21 protein-coding genes and 1 tRNA gene are annotated in these 20,520 nt (G+C 68.8%); 10 read left to right on the top strand and 12 right to left on the bottom strand.

All coding sequences use genetic code 11. The annotated features are described in order from the left end of the window. Nucleotides 1-29 precede the first annotated feature (29 nt). On the bottom strand, nucleotides 30-335 hold the full coding sequence (locus tag AC3ANN_RS08115) for a hypothetical protein (RefSeq protein WP_488340472.1): 306 nt from the start codon (nucleotides 333-335) through the stop codon (nucleotides 30-32). A gap of 120 nt (nucleotides 336-455) precedes the next feature. Then, nucleotides 456-538 (bottom strand) — tRNA-Leu (locus AC3ANN_RS08110). A 43-nt stretch (nucleotides 539-581) separates the two neighbouring features. Between AC3ANN_RS08110 and AC3ANN_RS08105 the strand changes: the two genes are divergently transcribed. Next, nucleotides 582-1,205, top strand: a complete 624-nt coding sequence (locus AC3ANN_RS08105; RefSeq protein ID WP_488340471.1) for an ANTAR domain-containing response regulator — start codon at nucleotides 582-584, stop codon at nucleotides 1,203-1,205. A 114-nt stretch (nucleotides 1,206-1,319) separates the two neighbouring features. On the opposite strand, the gene AC3ANN_RS08100 is transcribed toward AC3ANN_RS08105, so the two are convergent. Further along, on the bottom strand, nucleotides 1,320-1,745 hold the full coding sequence (locus AC3ANN_RS08100; protein ID WP_488340470.1) for a PaaI family thioesterase: 426 nt from the start codon (nucleotides 1,743-1,745) through the stop codon (nucleotides 1,320-1,322). Nucleotides 1,746-1,814: 69 nt separating this feature from the next. Between AC3ANN_RS08100 and polA the strand changes: the two genes are divergently transcribed. Together polA and AC3ANN_RS08090 are read left to right on the top strand one after the other, a co-directional pair. Beyond that, nucleotides 1,815-4,472 carry a DNA polymerase I gene (gene polA / locus AC3ANN_RS08095; RefSeq protein ID WP_488340469.1) on the top strand — a complete coding sequence of 886 codons (2,658 nt, stop codon included), beginning with the start codon at nucleotides 1,815-1,817 and terminating at the stop codon, nucleotides 4,470-4,472. 60 nt (nucleotides 4,473-4,532) lie between these two features. After that, nucleotides 4,533-6,206: a DUF885 domain-containing protein gene (locus AC3ANN_RS08090; protein ID WP_488340468.1), complete on the top strand. Its 1,674-nt coding sequence runs from the start codon at nucleotides 4,533-4,535 to the stop codon at nucleotides 6,204-6,206. A 35-nt stretch (nucleotides 6,207-6,241) separates the two neighbouring features. Here AC3ANN_RS08090 and AC3ANN_RS08085 read toward each other — a convergent pair whose 3' ends face one another. Then, nucleotides 6,242-6,889 carry a phosphoribosyltransferase gene (locus tag AC3ANN_RS08085; protein ID WP_488340467.1) on the bottom strand — a complete coding sequence of 216 codons (648 nt, stop codon included), beginning with the start codon at nucleotides 6,887-6,889 and terminating at the stop codon, nucleotides 6,242-6,244. Nucleotides 6,890-6,979: 90 nt separating this feature from the next. Here AC3ANN_RS08085 and AC3ANN_RS08080 point away from each other — a divergent pair, with 90 nt between their 5' ends. Genes AC3ANN_RS08080 through AC3ANN_RS08070 form a run of 3 tightly spaced genes read left to right on the top strand, consistent with a single transcriptional unit; the run spans nucleotide 6,980 to nucleotide 10,238 of the window. After that, entirely contained in the window at nucleotides 6,980-8,029 is a 1,050-nt protein-coding gene (locus AC3ANN_RS08080; protein WP_488340466.1) for an LLM class flavin-dependent oxidoreductase, read from the top strand. A gap of 36 nt (nucleotides 8,030-8,065) precedes the next feature. Next, a complete protein-coding gene (locus AC3ANN_RS08075) occupies nucleotides 8,066-9,418 on the top strand; it encodes an MFS transporter (protein WP_488340465.1) in 1,353 nt (450 codons plus the stop codon). A 55-nt stretch (nucleotides 9,419-9,473) separates the two neighbouring features. Then, the gene (locus AC3ANN_RS08070) at nucleotides 9,474-10,238 is read left to right on the top strand and encodes an SGNH/GDSL hydrolase family protein (protein WP_488340464.1); all 765 of its coding nucleotides are present in this window, start codon (nucleotides 9,474-9,476) and stop codon (nucleotides 10,236-10,238) included. 18 nt (nucleotides 10,239-10,256) lie between these two features. Here the strand turns inward: AC3ANN_RS08070 and AC3ANN_RS08065 are convergent, their stop codons facing one another. Both AC3ANN_RS08065 and AC3ANN_RS08060 read right to left on the bottom strand, forming a co-directional pair. Then, nucleotides 10,257-10,826 carry a dihydrofolate reductase family protein gene (locus tag AC3ANN_RS08065; protein ID WP_488340463.1) on the bottom strand — a complete coding sequence of 190 codons (570 nt, stop codon included), beginning with the start codon at nucleotides 10,824-10,826 and terminating at the stop codon, nucleotides 10,257-10,259. A gap of 39 nt (nucleotides 10,827-10,865) precedes the next feature. Further along, on the bottom strand, nucleotides 10,866-12,206 hold the full coding sequence (locus AC3ANN_RS08060; protein WP_488340462.1) for an MFS transporter: 1,341 nt from the start codon (nucleotides 12,204-12,206) through the stop codon (nucleotides 10,866-10,868). Between the two features lie 158 nt (nucleotides 12,207-12,364). Between AC3ANN_RS08060 and AC3ANN_RS08055 the strand changes: the two genes are divergently transcribed. Then, the gene (locus AC3ANN_RS08055) at nucleotides 12,365-12,628 is read left to right on the top strand and encodes a DUF6458 family protein (RefSeq protein WP_488340461.1); all 264 of its coding nucleotides are present in this window, start codon (nucleotides 12,365-12,367) and stop codon (nucleotides 12,626-12,628) included. Between the two features lie 52 nt (nucleotides 12,629-12,680). On the opposite strand, the gene AC3ANN_RS08050 is transcribed toward AC3ANN_RS08055, so the two are convergent. Then, nucleotides 12,681-13,214: a TetR/AcrR family transcriptional regulator gene (locus AC3ANN_RS08050; protein ID WP_488340460.1), complete on the bottom strand. Its 534-nt coding sequence runs from the start codon at nucleotides 13,212-13,214 to the stop codon at nucleotides 12,681-12,683. A 38-nt stretch (nucleotides 13,215-13,252) separates the two neighbouring features. Here AC3ANN_RS08050 and AC3ANN_RS08045 point away from each other — a divergent pair, with 38 nt between their 5' ends. Next, a complete protein-coding gene (locus tag AC3ANN_RS08045; RefSeq protein WP_488340459.1) occupies nucleotides 13,253-13,612 on the top strand; it encodes a DoxX family protein in 360 nt (119 codons plus the stop codon). Nucleotides 13,613-13,624: 12 nt separating this feature from the next. Here AC3ANN_RS08045 and AC3ANN_RS08040 read toward each other — a convergent pair whose 3' ends face one another. The 3 genes from AC3ANN_RS08040 to AC3ANN_RS08030 form a co-directional block, all read right to left on the bottom strand. Continuing rightward, nucleotides 13,625-14,311 carry a GNAT family N-acetyltransferase gene (locus tag AC3ANN_RS08040; protein ID WP_488340458.1) on the bottom strand — a complete coding sequence of 229 codons (687 nt, stop codon included), beginning with the start codon at nucleotides 14,309-14,311 and terminating at the stop codon, nucleotides 13,625-13,627. 61 nt (nucleotides 14,312-14,372) lie between these two features. After that, complete coding sequence (locus AC3ANN_RS08035) at nucleotides 14,373-15,242, bottom strand: AraC family transcriptional regulator (protein WP_488340457.1); 870 nt, start codon at nucleotides 15,240-15,242, stop codon at nucleotides 14,373-14,375. Between the two features lie 88 nt (nucleotides 15,243-15,330). Further along, the gene (locus AC3ANN_RS08030) at nucleotides 15,331-16,296 is read right to left on the bottom strand and encodes a helix-turn-helix transcriptional regulator (RefSeq protein ID WP_488340456.1); all 966 of its coding nucleotides are present in this window, start codon (nucleotides 16,294-16,296) and stop codon (nucleotides 15,331-15,333) included. A gap of 119 nt (nucleotides 16,297-16,415) precedes the next feature. Between AC3ANN_RS08030 and AC3ANN_RS08025 the strand changes: the two genes are divergently transcribed. Continuing rightward, nucleotides 16,416-17,360: an alpha/beta fold hydrolase gene (locus AC3ANN_RS08025; protein WP_488340455.1), complete on the top strand. Its 945-nt coding sequence runs from the start codon at nucleotides 16,416-16,418 to the stop codon at nucleotides 17,358-17,360. A 210-nt stretch (nucleotides 17,361-17,570) separates the two neighbouring features. On the opposite strand, the gene AC3ANN_RS08020 is transcribed toward AC3ANN_RS08025, so the two are convergent. Then, a complete protein-coding gene (locus tag AC3ANN_RS08020; RefSeq protein ID WP_488340454.1) occupies nucleotides 17,571-18,758 on the bottom strand; it encodes a Cmx/CmrA family chloramphenicol efflux MFS transporter in 1,188 nt (395 codons plus the stop codon). A gap of 453 nt (nucleotides 18,759-19,211) precedes the next feature. On the opposite strand from AC3ANN_RS08020, the gene AC3ANN_RS08015 reads away from it, so the two are divergent. After that, entirely contained in the window at nucleotides 19,212-19,952 is a 741-nt protein-coding gene (locus AC3ANN_RS08015; RefSeq protein ID WP_488340453.1) for a hypothetical protein, read from the top strand. A 43-nt stretch (nucleotides 19,953-19,995) separates the two neighbouring features. Here AC3ANN_RS08015 and AC3ANN_RS08010 read toward each other — a convergent pair whose 3' ends face one another. Continuing rightward, nucleotides 19,996-20,445: a pyridoxamine 5'-phosphate oxidase family protein gene (locus AC3ANN_RS08010; RefSeq protein ID WP_488340452.1), complete on the bottom strand. Its 450-nt coding sequence runs from the start codon at nucleotides 20,443-20,445 to the stop codon at nucleotides 19,996-19,998. Nucleotides 20,446-20,520: the final 75 nt, after the last annotated feature.

The raw sequence follows: 20,520 nt of genomic DNA, 5'->3' as shown, positions 1-20,520 counted from the left end.
TCGGGTCGAGGCATCCGTCCTCCTCGCTCTCACGCCGGAACGGCCTCGGCGCGCCGCATCGGCGGCAGGTGCGGAATCGGGATCGGCCGTCGCGGTGACGGCGACGACGGCACGCTCACACGGATGACGTCGTCGAGCACCTCCACCGGAGACATGTAGTGCTCCGGGAGGTTGAGGTCGCGCAGCCACACGACGTCGCATTCCAGATCGTCGATCTCGTACACGTACGCCACCGTGCGGTCGGGATGGTCGTCCGGCATCGACAGGTCGAGGATGACCCAGTCCGACGAGCTGACCTTGCGCAGTTCGAACCGGGCCGTCTCTTCAGTAGACACGTTTCGCCTCCACACAGTCCGCGGTGGAAGCCGACGCTCCCACCGGAATGTCGTGGCAGCAGTATACGTCCGTGTTGGCACTCTCGGTAGGGGAGTGCCAACGTGCCCGAGCCGAGAAGGTGCCGGTGGTGGGAGTCGAACCCACACGCCCTTGCGGGCAACCGAGTTTGAGTCGGTCGCGTCTGCCATTCCGCCACACCGGCCTGCGCTCGCGCGCGTCCGCGAACGACCATACCGTAGGATTCAATGGTGACTGAGCAGGAGCAGAACGCCGCATCGACGGCATCCACCCCCCGTCGCGTCGTGGTCGCCGAAGACGAGTCGCTCATCCGGCTCGACATCGTCGAGATCCTGCGCGACAACGGATTCGACGTCGTGGGGGAGGCCGGGGACGGCGAGACCGCCGTCCAGCTGGCGACCGAGCTGCGACCCGACCTCGTCATCATGGACGTCAAGATGCCGCAGCTCGACGGCATCTCGGCCGCTGAGAAGCTCAGCAAGAACCACATCGCTCCGGTCGTCCTCCTCACCGCGTTCAGCCAGAAGGAGCTCGTGGAGCGCGCGAGCGAGGCCGGCGCCCTCGCGTACGTCGTGAAGCCGTTCACCCCGAACGACCTGCTGCCGGCCATCGAGATCGCCCTCGCCCGCTACGAGCAGATCATCACGCTCGAGGCCGAGGTCGCCGACATGGTCGAGCGCTTCGAGACGCGCAAGCTCGTCGACCGCGCCAAGGGCCTCCTCAACGAGAAGATGGGGCTCTCCGAGCCCGAGGCGTTCCGCTGGATCCAGAAGGCCTCGATGGACCGCCGCCTCACCATGCAGGACGTCGCGAAGGCGATCATCGAACAGCTCGCGCCCAAGAAGGGCTGATCCCGCAGAGAGGGAAGAGAAGCGGATGCCGCGCGTAGCGGCATCCGCTTCTGCGGTCCTGGCTCAGTCCACGGCCTTGATCTCGATACGCGACGTGGGCTTCGCCCGGCGGCGCTACTCGATCCGGCGGATGTGGTTCGTGATGCGCACGGTCGAGCAGCGTCGGCCCTGGTCGTCGGTCACGACGATCTCGTGGACCGTGAGGGTCCGGCCGAGGTGCAGCGGAGTGCAGACGCCCGTGACGTAGCCCGACGTGGCGGAGCGGGTGTGCGTGGCGTTGATGTCCACGCCGACGGCCAGGCGGCCCGGGCCGGCGTGGAAGTTCGCGTGCATCGATCCGAGCGACTCACCCAGCACCACGTACGCGCCGCCGTGGAAGAGGCCGACCGGCTGGGTGTTGCCCTCGACGGGCATGCGCGCGACCGCGCGCTCGGGCGTGAACTCGAGCCACTCGAAGCCCATCTTCTCGGCCAGTGCGCCGATGCCGCGACCCCGAGCCCAGGCGAGCTCATCCTGCGATGCGACGGATGGTTCGGGCATGGCTCACCTTCGTCAAGGGCGGGGGAGGCGGCGGGATTCACTGTCGTCCGCCCTGGCTAGGCTTGCAGGGTGACGGACTCCCGAAAGCCTACCCTTCTCGTCGTGGATGGCCATTCGCTGGCATACCGGGCGTTCTACGCGCTCCCGGTCGACAACTTCTCGACCAAGGACGGTCAGCACACCAACGGCATCTACGGGTTCCTTGCGATGCTGATCAACCTCATCAAGGCGGAGCGCCCGACCCACATGGCGGTCGCGTTCGACACGTCGCGCCAGTCCTTCCGCACGCGTGAGTACGCCGAGTACAAGGCCAACCGCTCCGAGACGCCGTCCGAGTTCAAGGGCCAGATCCCGCTGCTGCAGGACTGCCTCGCGGCCATGAGCATCCAGGTGCTGCAGCAGGAGGACATCGAGGCTGACGACATCCTCGCGACCCTTGCGACGCAGGGCGTGGCCGAGGGCTTCAACGTGCTCGTGTGCTCGGGCGACCGCGACACTATCCAGCTCGTGAACGACGACGTCACGCTGCTCTACCCGAACGTGCAGGGCGTGTCGCAGCTCAAGCGCTACGACCGCCAGGCGGTGATCGATCGGTACGGCGTGCCGCCCGAGCAGTACCCCGACATCGCCGCGCTCGTGGGCGAGACGAGCGACAACCTGCCGGGTGTGCCGAAGGTGGGGGAGAAGACCGCCGTCAAGTGGCTCACCCAGTTCGGGTCCCTCGACGCGCTCCTCGAGGGCGCCGACACGATCAAGGGCGTCGTGGGCGACAATCTGCGCCAGCATCTCGACGATGTGCGCCGCAATCGGCTGCTCAACCGTCTGCTGACCGACGTCGAGCTTCCGCTGACGCCGCACGATCTCGAAGTGCAGCCGATGGACGCGCAGGCGGTGCGCGACATCTTCTCACGCCTCGAGTTCAAGACGCTCATCCCGCGCGTCGCGGAGCTCGCCGGAATCGAACAGCAGATGGCGGCGGTCACGTCCGCGGCTGCGGTCCCGATGCCGGCATCGGCCGAGCTCGAGGCGGGCGGTCTGCGCGAATGGCTCGACGCGAAGCAGGGCGACATCGGCGTGACCGTCGAGGTGACCGGCGGGCTGCCGCAGCGCATCGGCTTCGCGACGACGGACGCCGCAGCCGAGGCCACCTGGACGCCCGAGGTGGCGGAGGCGCTGACGCCGTGGCTGGCGTCGGACGCCCCCAAGGTCTTCAGTGACGCCAAGCCCCAGGTCAAGGCGCTCCGGCGCGCCGGGCTCGCCGTGGGCGGGCTCGCGTTCGACGTCATCGTCGCAGGGTGGCTCCTTCGCCCGAGCTTCCCCGACAAGACCCTCGCGCATCTCGTCGACCGCTACCTCGACGAGAAGCTGCCGGAGGCGGATCCCACACAACTCGTCCCCGAGACCGAGGGGGCGACGCCCGGACAGCTGTCGTGGTTCACGATGCGCGTCGCCGAGGCGGTCCGTGCCGAGCTCCCGGCAAGCGTCGCGTCGGTCCTCACCGACATCGAGCTGCCGACGCTCGTGGCCCTCGCCGACATGGAACTCGCCGGCGTCGCGGTGTCGCACGACACCCTGGCCGAGTTCTCGGCAGAGCTCGGCGCACGCGCCGACGCGCTGGCCGAGGCGGCGTACGCCGCCATCGGACGCGAGGTGAACCTCGGCTCGCCCAAGCAGCTGCAGGAGGTGCTCTTCGACGAGCTGCAGCTGCCCAAGACCCGCAAGACGAAGACCGGCTACTCCACGGATGCCGCGGTCCTCGCGGACCTCCAGGAGACCAACCCGCACCCGTTCCTCGACCTCCTGCTGCAGCACCGCGAGGCGACGAAGCTGCGGCAGATCATCGAGTCGCTGGACAGCGCCATCGGGGGAGACAAGGCGATCGGCGCGGACGGTCGGATCCACACGACCTATGTGCAGACCGGCAGTCAGACCGGGCGCCTGTCGAGCACCGACCCGAACCTGCAGAACATCCCCATCCGCACGGAGGAGAGCCGCCGCATCCGCTCGGCGTTCGTCGTCGGCGAAGGCTACGAGACCCTGCTGACGGCCGACTACTCGCAGATCGAGATGCGCATCATGGCGCATCTGTCGGAGGACCCGGGCCTCATCGAGGCGTTCAATTCGGGGGAAGACCTGCACCGCTTCGTCGGCGCCCGAGTGTTCGCGGTCGACCCGGCCGATGTGACGCCGGCCATGCGCACCAAGGTGAAGGCCATGTCGTACGGGCTGGTGTACGGGCTGTCGGCCTTCGGCCTCTCGAAGCAGCTGCGCATCGAGCAGGCCGAGGCGAAGCAGCTCATGATGGAGTACTTCGCCCGATTCGGCGCGGTGCGCGACTATCTGCGCTCGTCGGTCGAGCAGGCCAGGATCGACGGATACACCGAGACGATCTTCGGCCGGCGCCGACCGTTCCCCGACCTCGCGAGCCCCAACCGCGTGCTGCGGGAGAACGCCGAGCGCGCGGCCCTCAATGCACCGATCCAGGGCAGCGCGGCCGACATCATGAAGATCGCGCTGTTCCACATCCACGACGAGTTCGCCGCGCAGGGGCTGCGATCGCGCGTGCTGCTCCAGATCCACGACGAGCTCGTGATCGAGGTCGCTCCGGGGGAGTGGGACACTGCGGAGCGCATCGTGCATTCCCGAATGGGGGACGCGGCGAAGCTCTCGGTGCCGCTCGACGTGCAGATCGGCCGAGGAGCCGACTGGAACGCGGCCGGGCACTGATCCCGGCGGCACCCGGGAGCCCGTTTGTCGACACCGCGTGTCATCCCTAGGCTCGAACCCATGACTGACGAAACCCGCACGCCCACGCAGATCGACAAGATCGCAGATGCATGGGTGGACACGCTGGCCGAGCTCGAGCCGACGCTCGCGACCTACATCGGCCGCACCGAGTACAACGACCGGTTCGGCGACTACAGCCCCGCCGGGCAGGAGCAGCTGATCACCGAAGGGCGCAAGGCGCTCGCGGCGCTCGCAGCCGCCACGCCGGTCGATGACATCGATACCGTGACCCAGGACGATCTCGCGCGCGAGATCGAGCTCGGCATCGAGCTGCACGATGCGAAGTGGCATCTGCGCGACCTGAACGTCATCGCGTCCCACGCACAGGACATCCGTTCCGCGTTCGACCTCATGCCGACCGACACGCCCGATGACTGGTCCGTGATCGCGACGCGCCTGAAGGCCGTGCCGGGAGCGATCGACGGGTACGTCGAGACGCTCCGCGAGGGCATCGCCCAGGGAGTCGTCCCCGCCCGCCGGCAGGTCGTCGAGGTCGTCACCCAGATCGCCCGGTACACCGAGGACAGCGGGTTCTTCGCCACGTTCGCGGCCGAGGCCGCGCCCGGCGAGGGTCAGCTGCCGGCATCCCTCGCGCGCGAGCTCGCCGACAACGCGAACGCCGCCCGTGTCGCCTATGACCAGCTCGCTCTGTTCCTCTCCAACGAGCTCGCTCCCGCAGCCACAGAGAAGGACGCCGTCGGTCGCGAGCTGTACGCGCTGCATTCTCGCCGGTTCCTGGGCGCGACGATCGACCTCGACGAGACCTATGAGTGGGGGCTCGAGGAGCTCGCGCGCATGGTCGCCGAGCAGGAGTCGATCGCGCACGAGATCAAGGCGGGCGCCTCGGTCGAGGAGGCCGTCGCGTTCCTCGAGCAGGATCCCGCGCGCAAGCTCCACGGCACCGACGCGCTGCAGAAGTGGATGCAGGAGACCAGCGATCGAGCGGTCGAGGAGCTGGGCCGTTCGCACTTCGACATCCCGGAGCCGATCCGCCGCCTCGAATGCATGATCGCGCCGACCCGGGAAGGCGGGATCTACTACACCGGTCCCACCGACGACTTCTCGCGTCCGGGCCGCATGTGGTGGTCGGTTCCCGAGGGCGTCGATGAGTTCGACACGTGGCGCGAGCTCACCACGGTGTACCACGAGGGCGTTCCGGGCCATCACCTGCAGATCGCGCAGGCCGTGTACAACCGAGCGCAGCTGAACTCGTACCGCCGGCTGCTCGGCGGCACGTCCGGCCACGCCGAGGGCTGGGCCCTGTACGCCGAACGGCTCATGGAGCAGCTGGGCTACCTGGCCGATCCCGCCGACCGCCTCGGCATGCTCGACGGCCAGCGCATGCGCGCCGCGCGCGTCGTGCTCGACATCGGCGTGCACCTCGAGAAGCCGCGCCCTGACGGCCACGGCACGTGGGACGCCGACTTCGCACTCGAGTTCATGCGCCACAACGTCAACATGTCGGACGAGTTCGTGAAGTTCGAGGTCAACCGCTACCTCGGGTGGCCGGGACAGGCGCCGTCGTACAAGGTCGGTCAGCGCATCTGGGAGCAGCTGCGCGACGAGATGGCCGAGCGCGAGGGCGATGCGTTCGACATCAAGCGCTTCCACAAGCGCGCGCTCGACATCGGCGGAGTCGGCCTCGACACGCTGCGCGCCGCGCTGTCGCGCTGATCGCCGCCGGCGATCCAGAACACGCTTCGACAGGCTCAGGGACCGGATTCGGTCGCTGAGCCTGTCGAAGCGCGCAGCAACCGCACCACCTCTTCGTCGGTGGTCTGCGCGAAGTGGTCGTAGTACTGCCCGACGGCCCAGAAGTCGCGCTCGCGGTGCGGGCAGACGAGCTCGTCGATCGCGTCGCCGGGTGGGCTCCACCGCGCGGGCGCCACCGGCACGGCCAGCACGATGCGCGCCGGGCCACGCGCGCGCAGCGCGCGGCATGCGGCGACGGCGCTGGATCCCGTCGCGATCCCGTCGTCCACGACGATCACCGGGCGTCCTGCCACGTCGATTGTCCCCGAGCCGAAGGCCTCCGAGCGGCGTGCGAGCTCATCCCTTTCGGCCGCCTCCACCTCTTCGACGTCGCGCGACGACATCCCTGCCCATCGGACGGCGCTCGGCTCGACGACTCTCACGCCCTCGGCGATGGCGCCCACCGCGAACTCCTCGTGGCCGGCGGCGCCGAGCTTGCGCACGATGACGACGTCCAGCGGCAGCTCGAGGACGTCGGCGACGGTCGCGGCCGTCACGACGCCTCCTCGGGGGATGCCGAGGATCACGGCATCCGTTCCCCGCCAGCCGGTCAGCGACTCCGCGAGCTCCCTGCCGGCGGCGGCACGATCGCTGAAGAGTGCCATGGCCCCACGCTACGCTCGCGTCACCCGGTTGTCTCGGGAATGCCCGCCGCCTTGCTCGAGTTTATGCATGCGCATGGAAAGGATCCCCACATGACCGATCTCGCCACCGATCCGCAGGGCATCGAACTAGGGCTGGACACGTTCGGAGACGTCACGCGCGACGCCGCCGGCGCGCTGCTCAGTCATGCGCAGACCATCCGCAACACGGTGGAGCAGGCGGTGCTCGCCGATTCGGTGGGGCTGTCGTTCTTCGGCGTGGGGGAGCACCATCGACCGGAGTTCGCAGTGTCGAGCCCCGAGATCGTCCTGGCAGCCGCGGCGGCCCGCACCGAGCGCATCCACCTGGGCACCGCCGTCACAGTCCTCTCGAGCGACGATCCGGTGCGCGTGTACGAGCGGTTCGCGACGCTCGACGCCGTCTCGAACGGGCGGGCCGAGGTGATCCTCGGCCGCGGCTCGTTCATCGAGTCCTTCCCGCTCTTCGGCTACGACCTGAGCGACTATGAGGCACTCTTCGACGAGAAGCTCGACCTGTTCTCACACCTGCTCACCGAGAAGCCGGTCACCTGGCAGGGCACGATGCGCCCTGCGCTGACCGGCGCGGATGTGTACCCCAAGACCGAGCACGGTCTGCGCGCGTGGGTGGGCGTCGGCGGCACGCCCGAGTCCGTCGTCCGCGCCGCACGCTACGGCTACGGTCTCATGCTCGCGATCATCGGCGGTCCGGCGGCGCGATTCCGCCCGTTCGCCGACCTCTATCGCCGCTCGCTCGACACGTTCGAGCATGCGCAGCTGCCGATCGGTGTCCACTCACCGGGGCACATCGCCGACACCGATCAGCAAGCATGGGATGAGGCGTACGAGGGCTTCGAGTCCATGAACAACACGATCGGCAAGGAGCGCGGCTGGCCGCCCTACAACCGCCTGCGCTTCCAGCACGACGTCGGCCCGGAGGGCGCTCTGTACATCGGCTCGCCCGAAACGGTGGCACGCAAGATCGCCGACACGGTGCGCACCCTCGGGGCCGCGCGGTTCGACATGAAGTTCTCGACCGGGACGCTCTCGCACGAGAAGATGATGCGCTCCATCGAGCTCTACGGCACCCGCGTCGCCCCGCTCGTGCGCGACATGCTCGCGTAGCGCCCTCCGATGTCACCGCATCCGTACGATGACGCTATGACGGATGCCGACACCACCGCGACAGGAACACTCTCGGCACGCCTGGACGATCTGCCCTTCACCCGTCGGCACCTGCGCGTGCTCACCGGCTCGGGCATCGGCTGGGCCCTGGACGCGATGGATGTGGGCCTCATCTCGTTCATCATCGCCGCCCTCGCTGCGCAGTGGGACCTGCAGCGCCACGAGACCGCGTGGATCGCGTCGATCGGCTTCGTCGGGATGGCGATCGGCGCGAGCGTCGGCGGACTGCTGGCGGATCGGTTCGGGCGACGCCAGGTCTTCGCGCTGACGCTCCTGGTGTACGGCGTCGCCACAGGCGCGAGCGCTCTCGTCGGCGGGCTGGTCGCACTGCTGATCCTCCGGTTCTTCGTCGGTCTGGGGCTCGGCGCCGAGCTCCCGGTCGCCAGCACGTATGTCAGCGAATTCGCGCCCGCTCGCATGCGCGGACGCCTCATCGTGATCCTCGAGGCCTTCTGGGCCGTCGGCTGGACCGCGGCGGCCCTCATCGGCTACCTCGTGATCCCGACGTCTGCGGACGGGTGGCGCTGGGCGTTCCTCCTCGGTGCGATCCCCGCCGTCTATGCGCTGATCGTGCGCTGGGGTCTGCCCGAGTCCGCGCGCTGGCTCGAGCGTCGCGGTCGATTCGCCGACGCCGAGGCCGTGGTGCGCGAGTTCGAGAGCGCGGCAGGCAGGCCCGCCACCGCAGCCCCTGTGCGGCCCGAGACTCCGCCCGAAATCGCGCCGACGCTCCGGGCGCGCGTCGCGGCGCTGTGGGCTGCCGAGTTCCGCGTGCGGACGGCGAGCCTGTGGCTGGTGTGGTTCTGCGTGAACTTCTCGTACTACGGAGCGTTCATCTGGATCCCGTCGATCCTCGTCGAGCAGGGCTACGACCTCGTCCGCTCGTTCGGGTTCACGCTCATCATCACGCTCGCTCAGCTCCCCGGCTATGCGGTCGCGGCGTGGCTGATCGAGGTATGGGGCCGGCGCCTGACGCTGTCGGTGTTCCTGATCGGCTCAGCGGCGTCCGCGATCGTGTTCGGCACGGCGGGCAGCGTCGGCATGATCATCGGGGCGGGGATGGCGCTGTCGTTCTTCAACCTCGGGGCGTGGGGCGCGCTCTACGCGGTGACACCCGAGATGTACCCGACCTCGCTGCGCGCGACCGGCTCGGGGTGGGCGGCCGGCGTCGGCCGAATCGCATCGATCGTCGCGCCGCTCGCCGTGCCGCCGCTGCTCGTGGCGGGTGGCGCGCCCGTGCTCTTCATCGTGTTCGCGGTGTTCTTCGCGGTCGCGGCGGCCGCCGCGTGGGGACTCGCCGACCGCCGCGGTCGCGCGCTCGACGACCGCTGACGGACCGGTCGTGGCCGCGGCGCGCGCGGCAGCACCATCGCAATAGGCTCGAGTCGTGGCATCCGTTCGTTACGTCGCCATCGGCGACTCGTTCACAGAGGGCGTCGGCGACGAGCTTCCCGACGGGCACGTGCGCGGCTGGGCCGATCTGGTGGCGCAAGGATGGGCCGATGCGTCCGGCGAGCCGATCGAGTATGCGAACCTCGCGATCCGCGGAAAGCTGGTGTGGCCGATCGTCGAGCAGCAGCTCGAGCCGGCGCTCGCGCTGAACCCGACCCACCTGTCGTTCAACGGCGGGGGCAACGACATGCTGCGACCGCGCACGAGCGTGTCACGCGTGGTCGAGGCGTTCCAGACGGTGCTGCGGCGCTGCGATGAGGAGGGCGTGCAGCTGATCCTGCTGTCTGGCGCGAATCCGTCGGCGCAGTTGCCTCTCAGCCGGCTCATCCAGCGCCGCGGCGACCTGCTGTCGCGTGCCGTCGAGGCCCACTTCGCGGACCGCCCGGACGTCGTGCGTGCGCTCAACTGGTTCGATCGCGAGCTCGCGACGCCGCCGTACTGGTCGGAGGACCGGCTTCATATGAACGCGCGCGGCCACCACCGCGTCGCCGCGCGGGTGCTCACCGCACTCGGGATGGAGCCGCCCACGGAATGGTGGTCGCTCCCGCCGCTGCCGGAGCGCGGCACCACGCGGGGTGCGGCGTACTACCGCGAGCACGTCGGGCCGTGGGTGCGCCGCCGCCTCACCGGGACGTCATCGGGAGACGGCCGCGAGCCGAAGTTCGCGACGTGGACCGAGTTCCCCCCGTCGGCCGAGTGAGTCCCCGCATTCCTGCCGCTACTGCCGCCCGGCCTTGACCGCGTACGTCAGTTCGGCGAACGCTCCCGCCTGACGCGCACCGACCAGTTCGAGCCGATCGGCACCCAGCCTACGGGGGAGGAGCGGCTTGCCCGACGGCAGGGTCGCCGGAGCGATCGAGACGCGGATCTCGTCGAGGAGCCCGGCATCGGCGAACTGTCCCGCGAGATCCCCGCCGCCGACGACCCACACGTCGCGGTCGCCCGCGGCCTGCTCGATCTCGGGCCAGGCGTCGCGGACGTCGCCCGAGGCGAACCGGATGTCGACCCCCGGTACGCGCGGCTGCTCACGGGTCGAGAAGACCCAGGTCGGCCGGTCGCCGTAGTACCCGGGCCACTTCTCGGGATGGGCCACGAGATCCTCGTGCTCGACGACCCAGCGATACGTCGACGAGCCCTGGACGAGCACGCCGATGCCGGCGAGGAACGCCTGGAAGTCGTCGTCGCCGCCCTCACCGCCAGGCGCCGCGAAGAGCCAGTCGAGGGAGTCGTGGTCATCGGCGAGAAAGCCATTGAGAGTGGTGGCGGTGTAGAAGATCACACGAGACATGTCCGCCACGGTACCGAAGCGGTCCGACACGCCCCGGCGTCATCGCCGCGGACGCCGGGGCGTGCGCGGCGGATCCATGCCCAGCCGGATGCGGGTGCGCTTGCGCTCGATGACGATGAACGCACCGCCCAGCAGCCACAGCGGCACCTGCACGAGGAAGGCCATCCGGAACGCCTCGAGGGTGTACGTCTCCGGCGTACCCGCGCCCTGCGCATCGAGCGCGAGGCCGATCAGGAGGATCGCGATGAGGGCGGCGAGGAATCCGCCCGCGTTCGTCACGCCGGTCGCGGTGCTGAGCCGGTGCGAGGGATTGTGCGTTCGCGCGTGGTCGAACGCGACCATGGACGCGGGACCTCCGGTGGCGAGAGCGATCGCCAGCACGAACAGCAGCCACAGCGGCGCGGCGCCGGGATACACGATCACCGCGAGCCACGCGATGGCCTGGATTGCGACCGTCGGCAGCACGAGCGCACGGGAGCGTCGGTGGGGGATGCGGCGTGACAGCTCACCCACGACCGGGCCGAGCGCCATGCCGACCACGACGTACACCGACATGATCGACGCCGCCTCGGCGACCGTACGCCCCTCGCCGGCCGTGAGGAACGGCATGCCCCACAGCAGCACGAACGCGGTGCCCGCGAACGGCGTCGTGAAGTGCGACCAGAACGCCAGTCGCGTGCCGGGGTGGGCCCATGCCGCACGGATCCCGACACCCGTGTCGACGGATGAGGTGACGACCCGGATGGCACCGGTGTCGGTGTCGACCGACACGTCTTCATCGCGGTCCGGCGGGTGGTTGCGGACGATCAGGAACACCAGGATCGCGAACAGCACGCCGAGGCCGGCGATGCTGCCGAATGCGATGGTCCACGTGGTCGCGTGGAGCAGAGCGGCGAGCGGCATGAGCGCGAGGAGTTGGCCGGTCTGCCCGACGATCCCGGTGAACTGCACCATGAGCGGGCCGCGCTGCGCCGGGAACCACGTGGCGATGAGCCGCAGCACGCCGGGGAAGATCGCCGCGTCGCCCGCGCCCAGCAGCATGCGCGCGAGGATCGCGACGCCGACGCTGGGGGAGAGGGCCATGGTGAGCTGGCCGACCGCCATCAGCAGCATCCCGATCGTCATGATGGGCCGTGATCCGTAGCGATCGAGCAGCACGCCGACGGGGATCTGCATGCCGCCGTACACCGCGAGCTGGACGACCGCGAACATCGACAGGGTCGCCGCATCGGCCCCGAAGCGCTCCGCGGCGTCGACGCCGACCGCGCTCAGCGACGACCGGTTCATGACGGCGAGGACGTACCCCGAGACCGCCACCGTCCAGATGAGCCACGCCCGCAGCCCCGGCCCCGCAGCGGGCAGTCGGGTCGGGCTCGGCACCATTCCACAGTAGTCAGCGGCGGATGTCCTAAGGGCGACGCACACGTCGTCTGTCAACCCCCTGACGCGACAGCGGCCGATACGAGAACGTGAATGCGGGACGAACGCGTCCCGCGAGAGGGGAGGGCTTATCGCCGTGCCCCGGAAAGGAGCATCGCATGAGCATCGGCGCAGGAATCGTGCTGTTCGCCATCGGAGCCGTTCTCACGTTCGCACTGAACGTCGAGGTGGGGTGGATCAACCTCGACATGGTCGGCTACATCCTGATGGGCGCGGGTATCGTCATCTTCCTGGTCGGGATCGTGCTGCTGATGCGCCGTCGCCGGTCGGAGACCGTCAGCCGCTCGGCCGTCGACCCCGCCGCGGGTGAGCGCTTGACCCGTCACACGACCAGCACGACGGACGACGCCGCCGGCCTCTGAGCCTGCAACGAAACGGGGGTGGGCGATGATCGCCCACCCCCGATCTCTGTGGTCAATCCGACATCGAGGCCGCGGCTGCCGGGATGAGCTCGGCGAGCAGGCGGAACACCTCGCGAAGTCGGTGTTCGTCGATGGTCGGCCGCGCAACGGTCGCCCCGATGACGACCAGATGCGGAAGGAGGGCGGCGGTCCGTGCGCGCTCCGGATCGGCCACGATGCCGCGCCACGCGCCCTCGAGGGCGCGGAGCCGAACACCATCGACGTCTTGGACAGCGGCGGCGGCTTGTGAGTCGTGAGATGCCCACGCCCTCACCGCGGCGTCGAGCCTGACGTCGAGCAGGTCGTCGACGCGGCCGGCGAGCTCGACGAGGTCCTCCGCAGAGGGGACGTCTCGCAACTGGTCGGTGGCGCGCGTCTTCCACTCCTCGAGGATCGCGGAGCGGAAGACGGCCGCGTTCGCGAAGTGGTGGAAGAACGAACCCTTGCTGAGCCCGACGCCGGCTGCGATCCGGTCGATGCGGACCGCCGCGATGCCGTCTTCCGCGAGAACCTTCATGCCCTCGTCGATCCAGCGCTGCTTCGACATGGAGTCACCATACCAGACCGTATGGTACGGTCTGGAGCATGACACTCCTGCCCGACCCGATCTGGCCGGTGGTCGTGCTCGCTGTCGTCTCGTTCGTCGACGGCCTGCTGTGCCTGCGGCCGGTGCGATTCATCGCGCAGTGCTTCGAGGATGTTCACTGGCCTCGCCGCCTGTGGTGGATGATGCCGCCCATCAAGTTCGCCGCCACCGGGGGACTGGTCGCCGGGATCTGGATCCCGGGGCTCGCAGCGCTCACCACCCTGTGCCTCATCGCCTACTTCGTCGTCGCGATCTCGATGCACGTGCGGGCGAGGGATTTCGGTCGCAATCTCTTCCTCAACGCGACCGGGATGCTGCTGCTCTGCGTCGCGACGGGCGTCTTCTGCTTCCTCGTGTAGGGGAGGGGCGGATCACTCCGCGGGCGCCTCGATCATGCGTCGAAGACCTTCGACGCCGGTGAGGTCGACGGGTGCACCGAGCAGGTCTCGGTGCAGAGCGCGCAGGGAGTCCCAGCGCTCGCGCGTCATCACGTAGCGGTTGTGCCAGACCGCAGCGCCTTCGCGCGCGACGCGGAACGCGCCGTCATGTTCGTAGCCGACGCGCCGCGACACCGCATTCGAGGCGCCGTTGTCGACGAACGCGCCGGAGTGGGCCTCGAACGCCCCGAGGCCTTGGAAGGCGAGGTGCAGCGCGAGAACGCGCATGCGCGTGCCGATGCCGCGGCCCTGATGCGCGAGGCCGAGCCACGATCCCGTCTTGACTGTCCGCAGCACGGACCAGTCGTCTGCCGTGAGACCCTGCACGCCCACGACGGCGCCCTCGTGGACGACGGCCAGTTCGAGCGCCCACTTCGAGGGAGATAGGCGCCCGCGCAGCGCCCACTGATACGTGAGGACGCTTCGAGCGACCTCCTCCGGCGTGCCGCGCGTCCACGGATGCTCGAACGGCATCGTGTCGGGCGCGTGGACTCCACGCGATGCGAGGTCGGCGAGCTCGACCAGCAGCCGGTCGTCGATCCATCGCAGTTCGAGATCGCCGGCACGCACGCAGACGGATGCCGCCGGCCACAGTCGGGGGAGGGCATCAGGGTGAGGCATTCCGGAAGTCTGCCAGACGCGTGCGCTCCTCCGCGGGCCGCGGGGGAGCGCACGCGCCCGTTCAGTCGCGCTCCACGGGCAGCCACAGCTCGCACGTGGCGGTGCTGAAGTCGTCGGCGCGTTCGAGCACCGCGACGATCGACGGGCCGGGGCGCAGGCGCCACGGGTTCGACGGGAACCAGTCCGTCGCGGTCGCCGCCCACGTCGACTGCAGCGCTGCGGGGTGGGGTCCGGACGTGCGGAACACGGCCCATGCACCGGCCGCGACGTCGATGGCGTCGAGGTCGTCGGGGACGTCCGTGTGCGCATCGACCGCCACCCCGTGAAGGTACGTCAGCTCGCTGCCTTCGGCGTAGTCGGGGTCGACATCGGCGCTCACCTGAAGCAGGCCTCGGGGCTCCGTCGAGCTGAGCGCCTTGAGGCGACCGTGCTCCTCGGGTGCGAGTGAGGCGATATGAGCCTGGATGTGCGGGTTGACGCCTTCGAAGATCAGCGGCACGCGGGCGGCGTGCCCGATGAGTCGGAACGCGGGTCGGTCGAGGATTCGGGCATCCATGGGGGAGCTCCCTTCTACGGTCAGGCGGAACCTGAGCTGCGGTTGTGTGCGAAGGGGACCGCCATCGCGGCGCACGTCGGCAGGACTCACCCCGTGAACGGCGCGGAACGCCCGACCGAAGGCCTCAGTGGAGCCGTATCCGTGACGTACCGCGATTCCGAGCAGATCGTCGTCGCCGTCGATCACCTCGGCGGCGGCCACGGTCATCCGCCGGCGCCGGACATACTCCGACAGCGGCATGCCCGCCAGCGACGAGAACATCCGCCGCAGGTGGTACTCGGTGGTGCCGAGCCCGCGGACGAATCGGTCGATGTCGATCTCATCGTCCAGGTTCGCCTCGACATACTCGACGAGGCGGTTGAGCTCAGCGATCACGGTTCTCCCTTCGCGTTCCACCCTGTCTGCCCGGAGAGGAGCGCACCCGATCTCTCCGGTCCGATTCAATCGGGTCCGCGGGGGATCGTCACGGTGGCGAGTCGGCGAGGTGGCTGGCGAGCTGCTCGATGGCGTGTGCGAGCTCGACCGGCTCGATGACGTGCACCGGTGCGGTGAGGGCGATGCGGGCGACGGCCATGGCGAGGCGGCCGAGATCCTCACTTCGGATCCGGACGAGACAGGAATCCTCGGTCTCCTCGATCGGCGTGTGGTCGATCCAGCGGAGCACGCCTGCGAGTTCGGTCGAGGTGGCGCGGATGGCGAGTGTCGCCTCGCTGCGGGGCGTCGGCTCGATCGAGTCGGCGACGAAGGCTGCCGCGTCGCCGCCGGGGATCTCGCGCGGCGTGAACTGACCGCCCACCGGCTGGGGCCGCGCGATCCGGTCCACTCGGAACGTCCGCCAGTCGCGGCGATGCTCGTCCCAGGCCACGAGATACCAGCGCCGGCCGACCGTGACGAGCTGGTGCGGCTGGGCGAGGCGTCTGCTGTCTTCGCCGTCGCGCCGCCGATAGTCGAAGCGCACGTGCTCCCCGTCGCGACACGCCGCTGCCAGCACGCTGAGCGCTTCGGCGTCGACGACGTCATCGTCGACTTCCCGTCGCAGCGAACTGACGCTCGAATGCAGCGCCGAGACCCGTCGGCGCAGTCGATGGGGGAGCAGCTGCTCGATCTTCGTCAAGGCTCGCAGTGACGTCTCGTCCATGCCCTCGATGGCGGCTTCGGCGGCGTAGCGGAGACCGACAGACACCGCGACGGCCTCTTCGTCATCCAGGAGCAGGGGAGGCAGGTGCGCGCCCGCCGCAAGACGATAACCCCCGTACTTGCCCGTCGTGGCGTCGACCGGATAGCCGAGCTCCCGCAGCCGATCGACATCGCGGCGCACCGTTCGCTCCGTGACCTCGAGCCGTTCCGCGAGTTCGCCGGCACGCCACAGCCGATGGGTCTGGAGAAGCGAGAGCAGCTGCAGCGCTCTGCCCGTGGGATCTTCTCGCATTCGCCCAGCATGGCATCTGTTTAGGACCGATCCTGTCCGAAATGAGCCCTACGGTGACACCGCCCGATCGGGGATTCGCCCCAGTGTCGGCAAGCACCGAATGGTGAGGAGCAGAAGCAGTGATCAGTTCAACCGAATTTCCCGAACCCACGATCATCGCCGTCAACGGCGTCGAACTCGAGGTCTTCGAGGCAGGCAGAGAGAACGCCGGGAATCCGATCGTGCTCTGTCACGGCTGGCCGGAGCATGCGTTCTCGTGGCGCCATCAGATGCCCGCCCTGGCCGCCGCGGGGTACCACGTCATCGTCCCCAACCAGCGCGGCTACGGCAGGTCTTCCCGTCCAGCCGCTGTCACGGAATATGACATCGAGCACCTGTCGGGCGATCTCGTCGCACTCCTCGATCATTACGGCTACGAAGACGCCACATTCGTCGGTCACGATTGGGGAGCGATGGTCGTCTGGGGACTGACTCTGCTGCATCCGGCCCGCGTCAGGAACGTGATCAATCTGAGCCTGCCGTACCAGGAGCGCGGTGACACGCCCTGGGTCGAGCTTCTGGAAGCGATCCTCGGCGCCGACTACTACTTCGTCCACTTCAACCGGCAGCCGGGTGTCGCGGACGCCGTGCTGGACGAGAACACGCACCGGTTTCTGCGCAACCTGTACCGGAAGAACGAGCCGCCTCGAGCGCCGGAGCCGGGAATGGCGATGATCGACCTCGCCCTCGCGGAGACTCCACTGGGCGAGCCGCTGATGAGCGACGACGAGCTGGCGGTCTTCGTCTCAGCATTCGAGACGTCAGGCTTCACGAGCAGCATCAACTGGTACCGGAACCTCGACCGCAACTGGCATCTGCTGGCGGGCGTGGACCCGATCATCCGGCAGCCCACGCTCATGATCTACGGCGACCGCGATGCCATCCAGAAGTCCGAGAACCTGACCGAGTTCGTGCCCAACGCCGAAGTCATCAGTCTCGACTGCGGTCACTGGATCCAGGAGGAGATGCCGGGGGAGACGACCCAGGCGATCCTGGCCTGGGTCGAGCAGCGGGACGCCGCCTGATCTCACCAGCTGTTCCACTCCAGGAACTGCGCGTCCCGGGCGCGAATGACGTGACAGGCGTCGTCGCGTCCGGGGCGCTGGTGTACGTCCAGGATGAACAGATCAGCCGGGTTCGACCACCGCGTCCCGGGGCAGTCAGAACCGTTCTCGCTTGTTGAGGATTCGTCGTGAAGTCACTTCGAGTGGCGATCAGCGCAGCACTCGCGTGAGTCACGAGAGGGCGTGTGCCTTCGCGGGCGCCACGACAGGGAGCAGGAACAGCGCCAGCGCCAGGGCGACTGCGGTGGCTGAGACGGCGACCCAGACGGGTCCGAGGTCACCGAGCCTTGTGGTCAGCGTTGCCGCTGCGATGGCCGGTCCTATCGCCGCTCCGATGTTCAGGGCTGCCGTGGCGTACGAGCCACCCATGGTCGGCGCGCCAGTCGCGGCGTAGAGCACGCGCGATATCAAGGTGCTCCCGACCGCGAAGCCCAGAATGCCTTGCACCAGGACGAGGCTCAGCAGCACGACCGGCTGGGTGGCGAACGCAGCCATCGCAATCCAACCCAGCAGGAGCATGATTCCGCCCACGGTGATGACGAGCCCAGGTCTGTGGTCGGACAGCCGTCCCGCAACGGTGACACCGATGAAAGACCCGAAACCGAAGAGCACCAGTGCAGGCGCGACCCACCATTCGCTCAGGCCAGCAACGTCCGTCACGATCGGTGCGAGGAAGGTGAGGGTCGCGAACGTGCCGGTGTTGATCAGCGCCGCCAGGATCATCGCCACAATGAGACGGGGCGAGGCGAGCTCGGCGAGCTCGGTTATCAACGACGACCGGGCGACGGCGTCGATCGAAGCGCGTCCTGCGGGAGGACGGGCCGGAATGCCTCTGGCGATCCCCACAGCTGCAGGGATGCACAGGAGCGCGATGGCCCAGAACGTCGACTGCCAACCGAGCGCGGAGCCGAGGAGGGCACCGGCCGGGACGCCGGCAACGGTGGCTACCGTGGTGCCGGACAACAGAACCGCGACGGCGCGACCCTTCTGGTTTGCGGCCACAAGCTTGGTCGCGGTGCTGAGCGCGACAGCCAAAAAGCCAGCGTTGGCGAGGGCCGCGACCAACCGCGTCCCGAAGAGCACCGTGAACTCCATGGTGAGCGCACCGATCACGTGCGCCACGGCGAACAGCACAACACAGCCGAGTAGCGTGGCCCGCGCCGGCAACCGCCGGGTGAACGCCGCCATGGTGGGCGCGCCGATGACCATCCCGATGGCGAAAGCTGACGTCAGCAGGCCTGCGGTTCCCACCGAGATGTCGCAGCTGGCGGCGATGTCCTCCACCAGCCCGGCGAGCATGAATTCAGAGGTGCCCATGGCGAAAACCGCCAGGGCGAGCAGATAGAGAGCAAAAGGCATCGAAGACTCCGAGGCGAGAGAGAACGAATGGAGAACGTCTCGTCACCACGGTCAGCGCCCGACGGCGCCCGCCGAAGCTCCCGCGTACGACAGCAGGAGGTCTGGGGTTCGGAACTCAGCGGTTCCGGGGGCTGACGGTGTGACCGAAAGCCCCCAAAGTGGATGCCTCAGGGCTCGACATGACTCTCACCATACCCAACGAACTGCGCGGCTCTGCTCGCGAGGGCCCGACGCGGTGGCTGCCCGGCGCACCGCCTCCAGGAGCGACGCGCCGTTTGCACCGAAGATCCGGTCACCGCACGCGCTCAGGGGAGGCGATGGAAACCCGTCGCAAACAGGTGATACGATTCGTAGTTGACATAATGTGCATTATCAGCGCTAGCGCGATTGCCGCCCACGAGGTGCTTCGCGGCCCCGCCCGCGCCGCACACGCCGGCGGGTGCGCCTGCGAAGATGGGTGGCGCCGACGACCGCACCATCGAGCCGAAGAACTTCCCAGTCCTGATGAAGACCGACGAAACGACGGCGGCGCTCGCCGCGATCGCAACCGATGCCGACCACCGAGTCGCCGAGGCCGTCCTGCGCGACGCTGGCTGGACGTGGATCGGCGCAGGCGACTGGGCGATCGCACTGATGGCTCCAGACGGCGATTGGGTCGCACGAATCAGTCCGTTCGATCCTGTCGGCCCGTATAGCGCGGGGTTGTACCGCAGCGCAGCGCACACCCGCCGAGTGCCGAGATTGCGTGAGCACCGGCGCCTCGCGGGCGGCGGCGATCTCCAGGTGCTCGAACGACTGTGGCCGGTGCCCGAACACGTTGCGGCCGCGTTCCAGGAACGGCTCGTCTCGGGGGCCGATGACGTCGCAGGTCTGCTCGCGGTGATCCACCGCATCCACCGGCAGGCCGCGCGAGACCTTCCCTGGTGCGGCCCGCTCGACCTGAATCCGCAGAACGTCATGCGATCGGCGGATGGGCGGCTCATCGCCATCGATCCGTTCTACGCAGACGGCCCGAGCCTCTACGGGACGGCGACGACCGATCCCGACCACCTCGTGGCCCTCATCCCCGAGTCCGAACGGCGTTTCATGACGGAGATCCCGCTCGCGGCATCCGGACCGTGGGGCGAATCCGAGCGGCGTGCCATGCGCGAGTCGCTCGCCGCAGCCGACGCCAGAGCGGCGACACGCACCTGACGCGTGCTCAGTCCCGTCTGAGGGAACGGTCGAGCTTCAGTGCTCAGACGAGCCACTCGCCGTTGCGCATCAGCAGGCGCCCGGAGAGTTCGTTCGACTCGCGCCAAGCCTGGATCCTGGTCGGACGCAGCACCAGGAACACATACCCCGCGAGGCCCCGCGGGTCCCAGTCCGCCTGTGCGGCGTACGCTTCGCCGAGTGCCGCTTCGTCGTCGACGGCGGCGGACCGCTCGAGCACGGCATCGATGAGCGCGACATCCCGCGTCGGACCGACCGCCATACGCGCGATGCGGGACGCCTCGAGGTTCCGCGCGGTCGGCGAAGCGCCGTCCAGCGCGATCACCGCGCGATCGTCGATCCACGCGAGCGACAGCGGCACCAGGTACGGCGTCGCATCCGCGGACGCGGTCGCGACCCAGACGTCCGCGGCGGGCGCGGTGAGGGCGGTGAGCAGGTCGGCCTTGCGCGTGGCTCGGTCGCGGGGTTCAGGCATCCGTCGTTCCCTTCGTGCGGCGCGTGCCAGTCTGGCAGAGCGTGACGCGCGATTCGGAACCGGAGAACGATTTCT

The organism is Microbacterium sp. STRO-2N, assembly GCF_057747775.1.
This window is presented reverse-complemented; position numbering and strand designations above follow the sequence as displayed.

Excerpts from the sequence above, each read along its gene's own strand:
- AC3ANN_RS08040 (WP_488340458.1), bottom strand. The coding sequence starts at position 14,311 with ATGCCTCACCCTGATGCCCTCCCCCGACTGTGGCCGGCGGCATCCGTC.
- AC3ANN_RS08030 (WP_488340456.1), bottom strand. The coding sequence starts at position 16,296 with ATGCGAGAAGATCCCACGGGCAGAGCGCTGCAGCTGCTCTCGCTTCTC.
- AC3ANN_RS08020 (WP_488340454.1), bottom strand. The coding sequence starts at position 18,758 with ATGCCTTTTGCTCTCTATCTGCTCGCCCTGGCGGTTTTCGCCATGGGC.
- AC3ANN_RS08090 (WP_488340468.1), top strand. The coding sequence starts at position 4,533 with ATGACTGACGAAACCCGCACGCCCACGCAGATCGACAAGATCGCAGAT.
- AC3ANN_RS08055 (WP_488340461.1), top strand. The coding sequence starts at position 12,365 with ATGAGCATCGGCGCAGGAATCGTGCTGTTCGCCATCGGAGCCGTTCTC.
- AC3ANN_RS08105 (WP_488340471.1), top strand. The coding sequence starts at position 582 with ATGGTGACTGAGCAGGAGCAGAACGCCGCATCGACGGCATCCACCCCC.
- AC3ANN_RS08100 (WP_488340470.1), bottom strand. The coding sequence starts at position 1,745 with ATGCCCGAACCATCCGTCGCATCGCAGGATGAGCTCGCCTGGGCTCGG.
- AC3ANN_RS08045 (WP_488340459.1), top strand. The coding sequence starts at position 13,253 with ATGACACTCCTGCCCGACCCGATCTGGCCGGTGGTCGTGCTCGCTGTC.
- AC3ANN_RS08010 (WP_488340452.1), bottom strand. The coding sequence starts at position 20,445 with ATGCCTGAACCCCGCGACCGAGCCACGCGCAAGGCCGACCTGCTCACC.
- AC3ANN_RS08050 (WP_488340460.1), bottom strand. The coding sequence starts at position 13,214 with ATGTCGAAGCAGCGCTGGATCGACGAGGGCATGAAGGTTCTCGCGGAA.
- AC3ANN_RS08075 (WP_488340465.1), top strand. The coding sequence starts at position 8,066 with ATGACGGATGCCGACACCACCGCGACAGGAACACTCTCGGCACGCCTG.
- AC3ANN_RS08080 (WP_488340466.1), top strand. The coding sequence starts at position 6,980 with ATGACCGATCTCGCCACCGATCCGCAGGGCATCGAACTAGGGCTGGAC.
- AC3ANN_RS08065 (WP_488340463.1), bottom strand. The coding sequence starts at position 10,826 with ATGTCTCGTGTGATCTTCTACACCGCCACCACTCTCAATGGCTTTCTC.
- AC3ANN_RS08015 (WP_488340453.1), top strand. The coding sequence starts at position 19,212 with ATGGGTGGCGCCGACGACCGCACCATCGAGCCGAAGAACTTCCCAGTC.
- AC3ANN_RS08085 (WP_488340467.1), bottom strand. The coding sequence starts at position 6,889 with ATGGCACTCTTCAGCGATCGTGCCGCCGCCGGCAGGGAGCTCGCGGAG.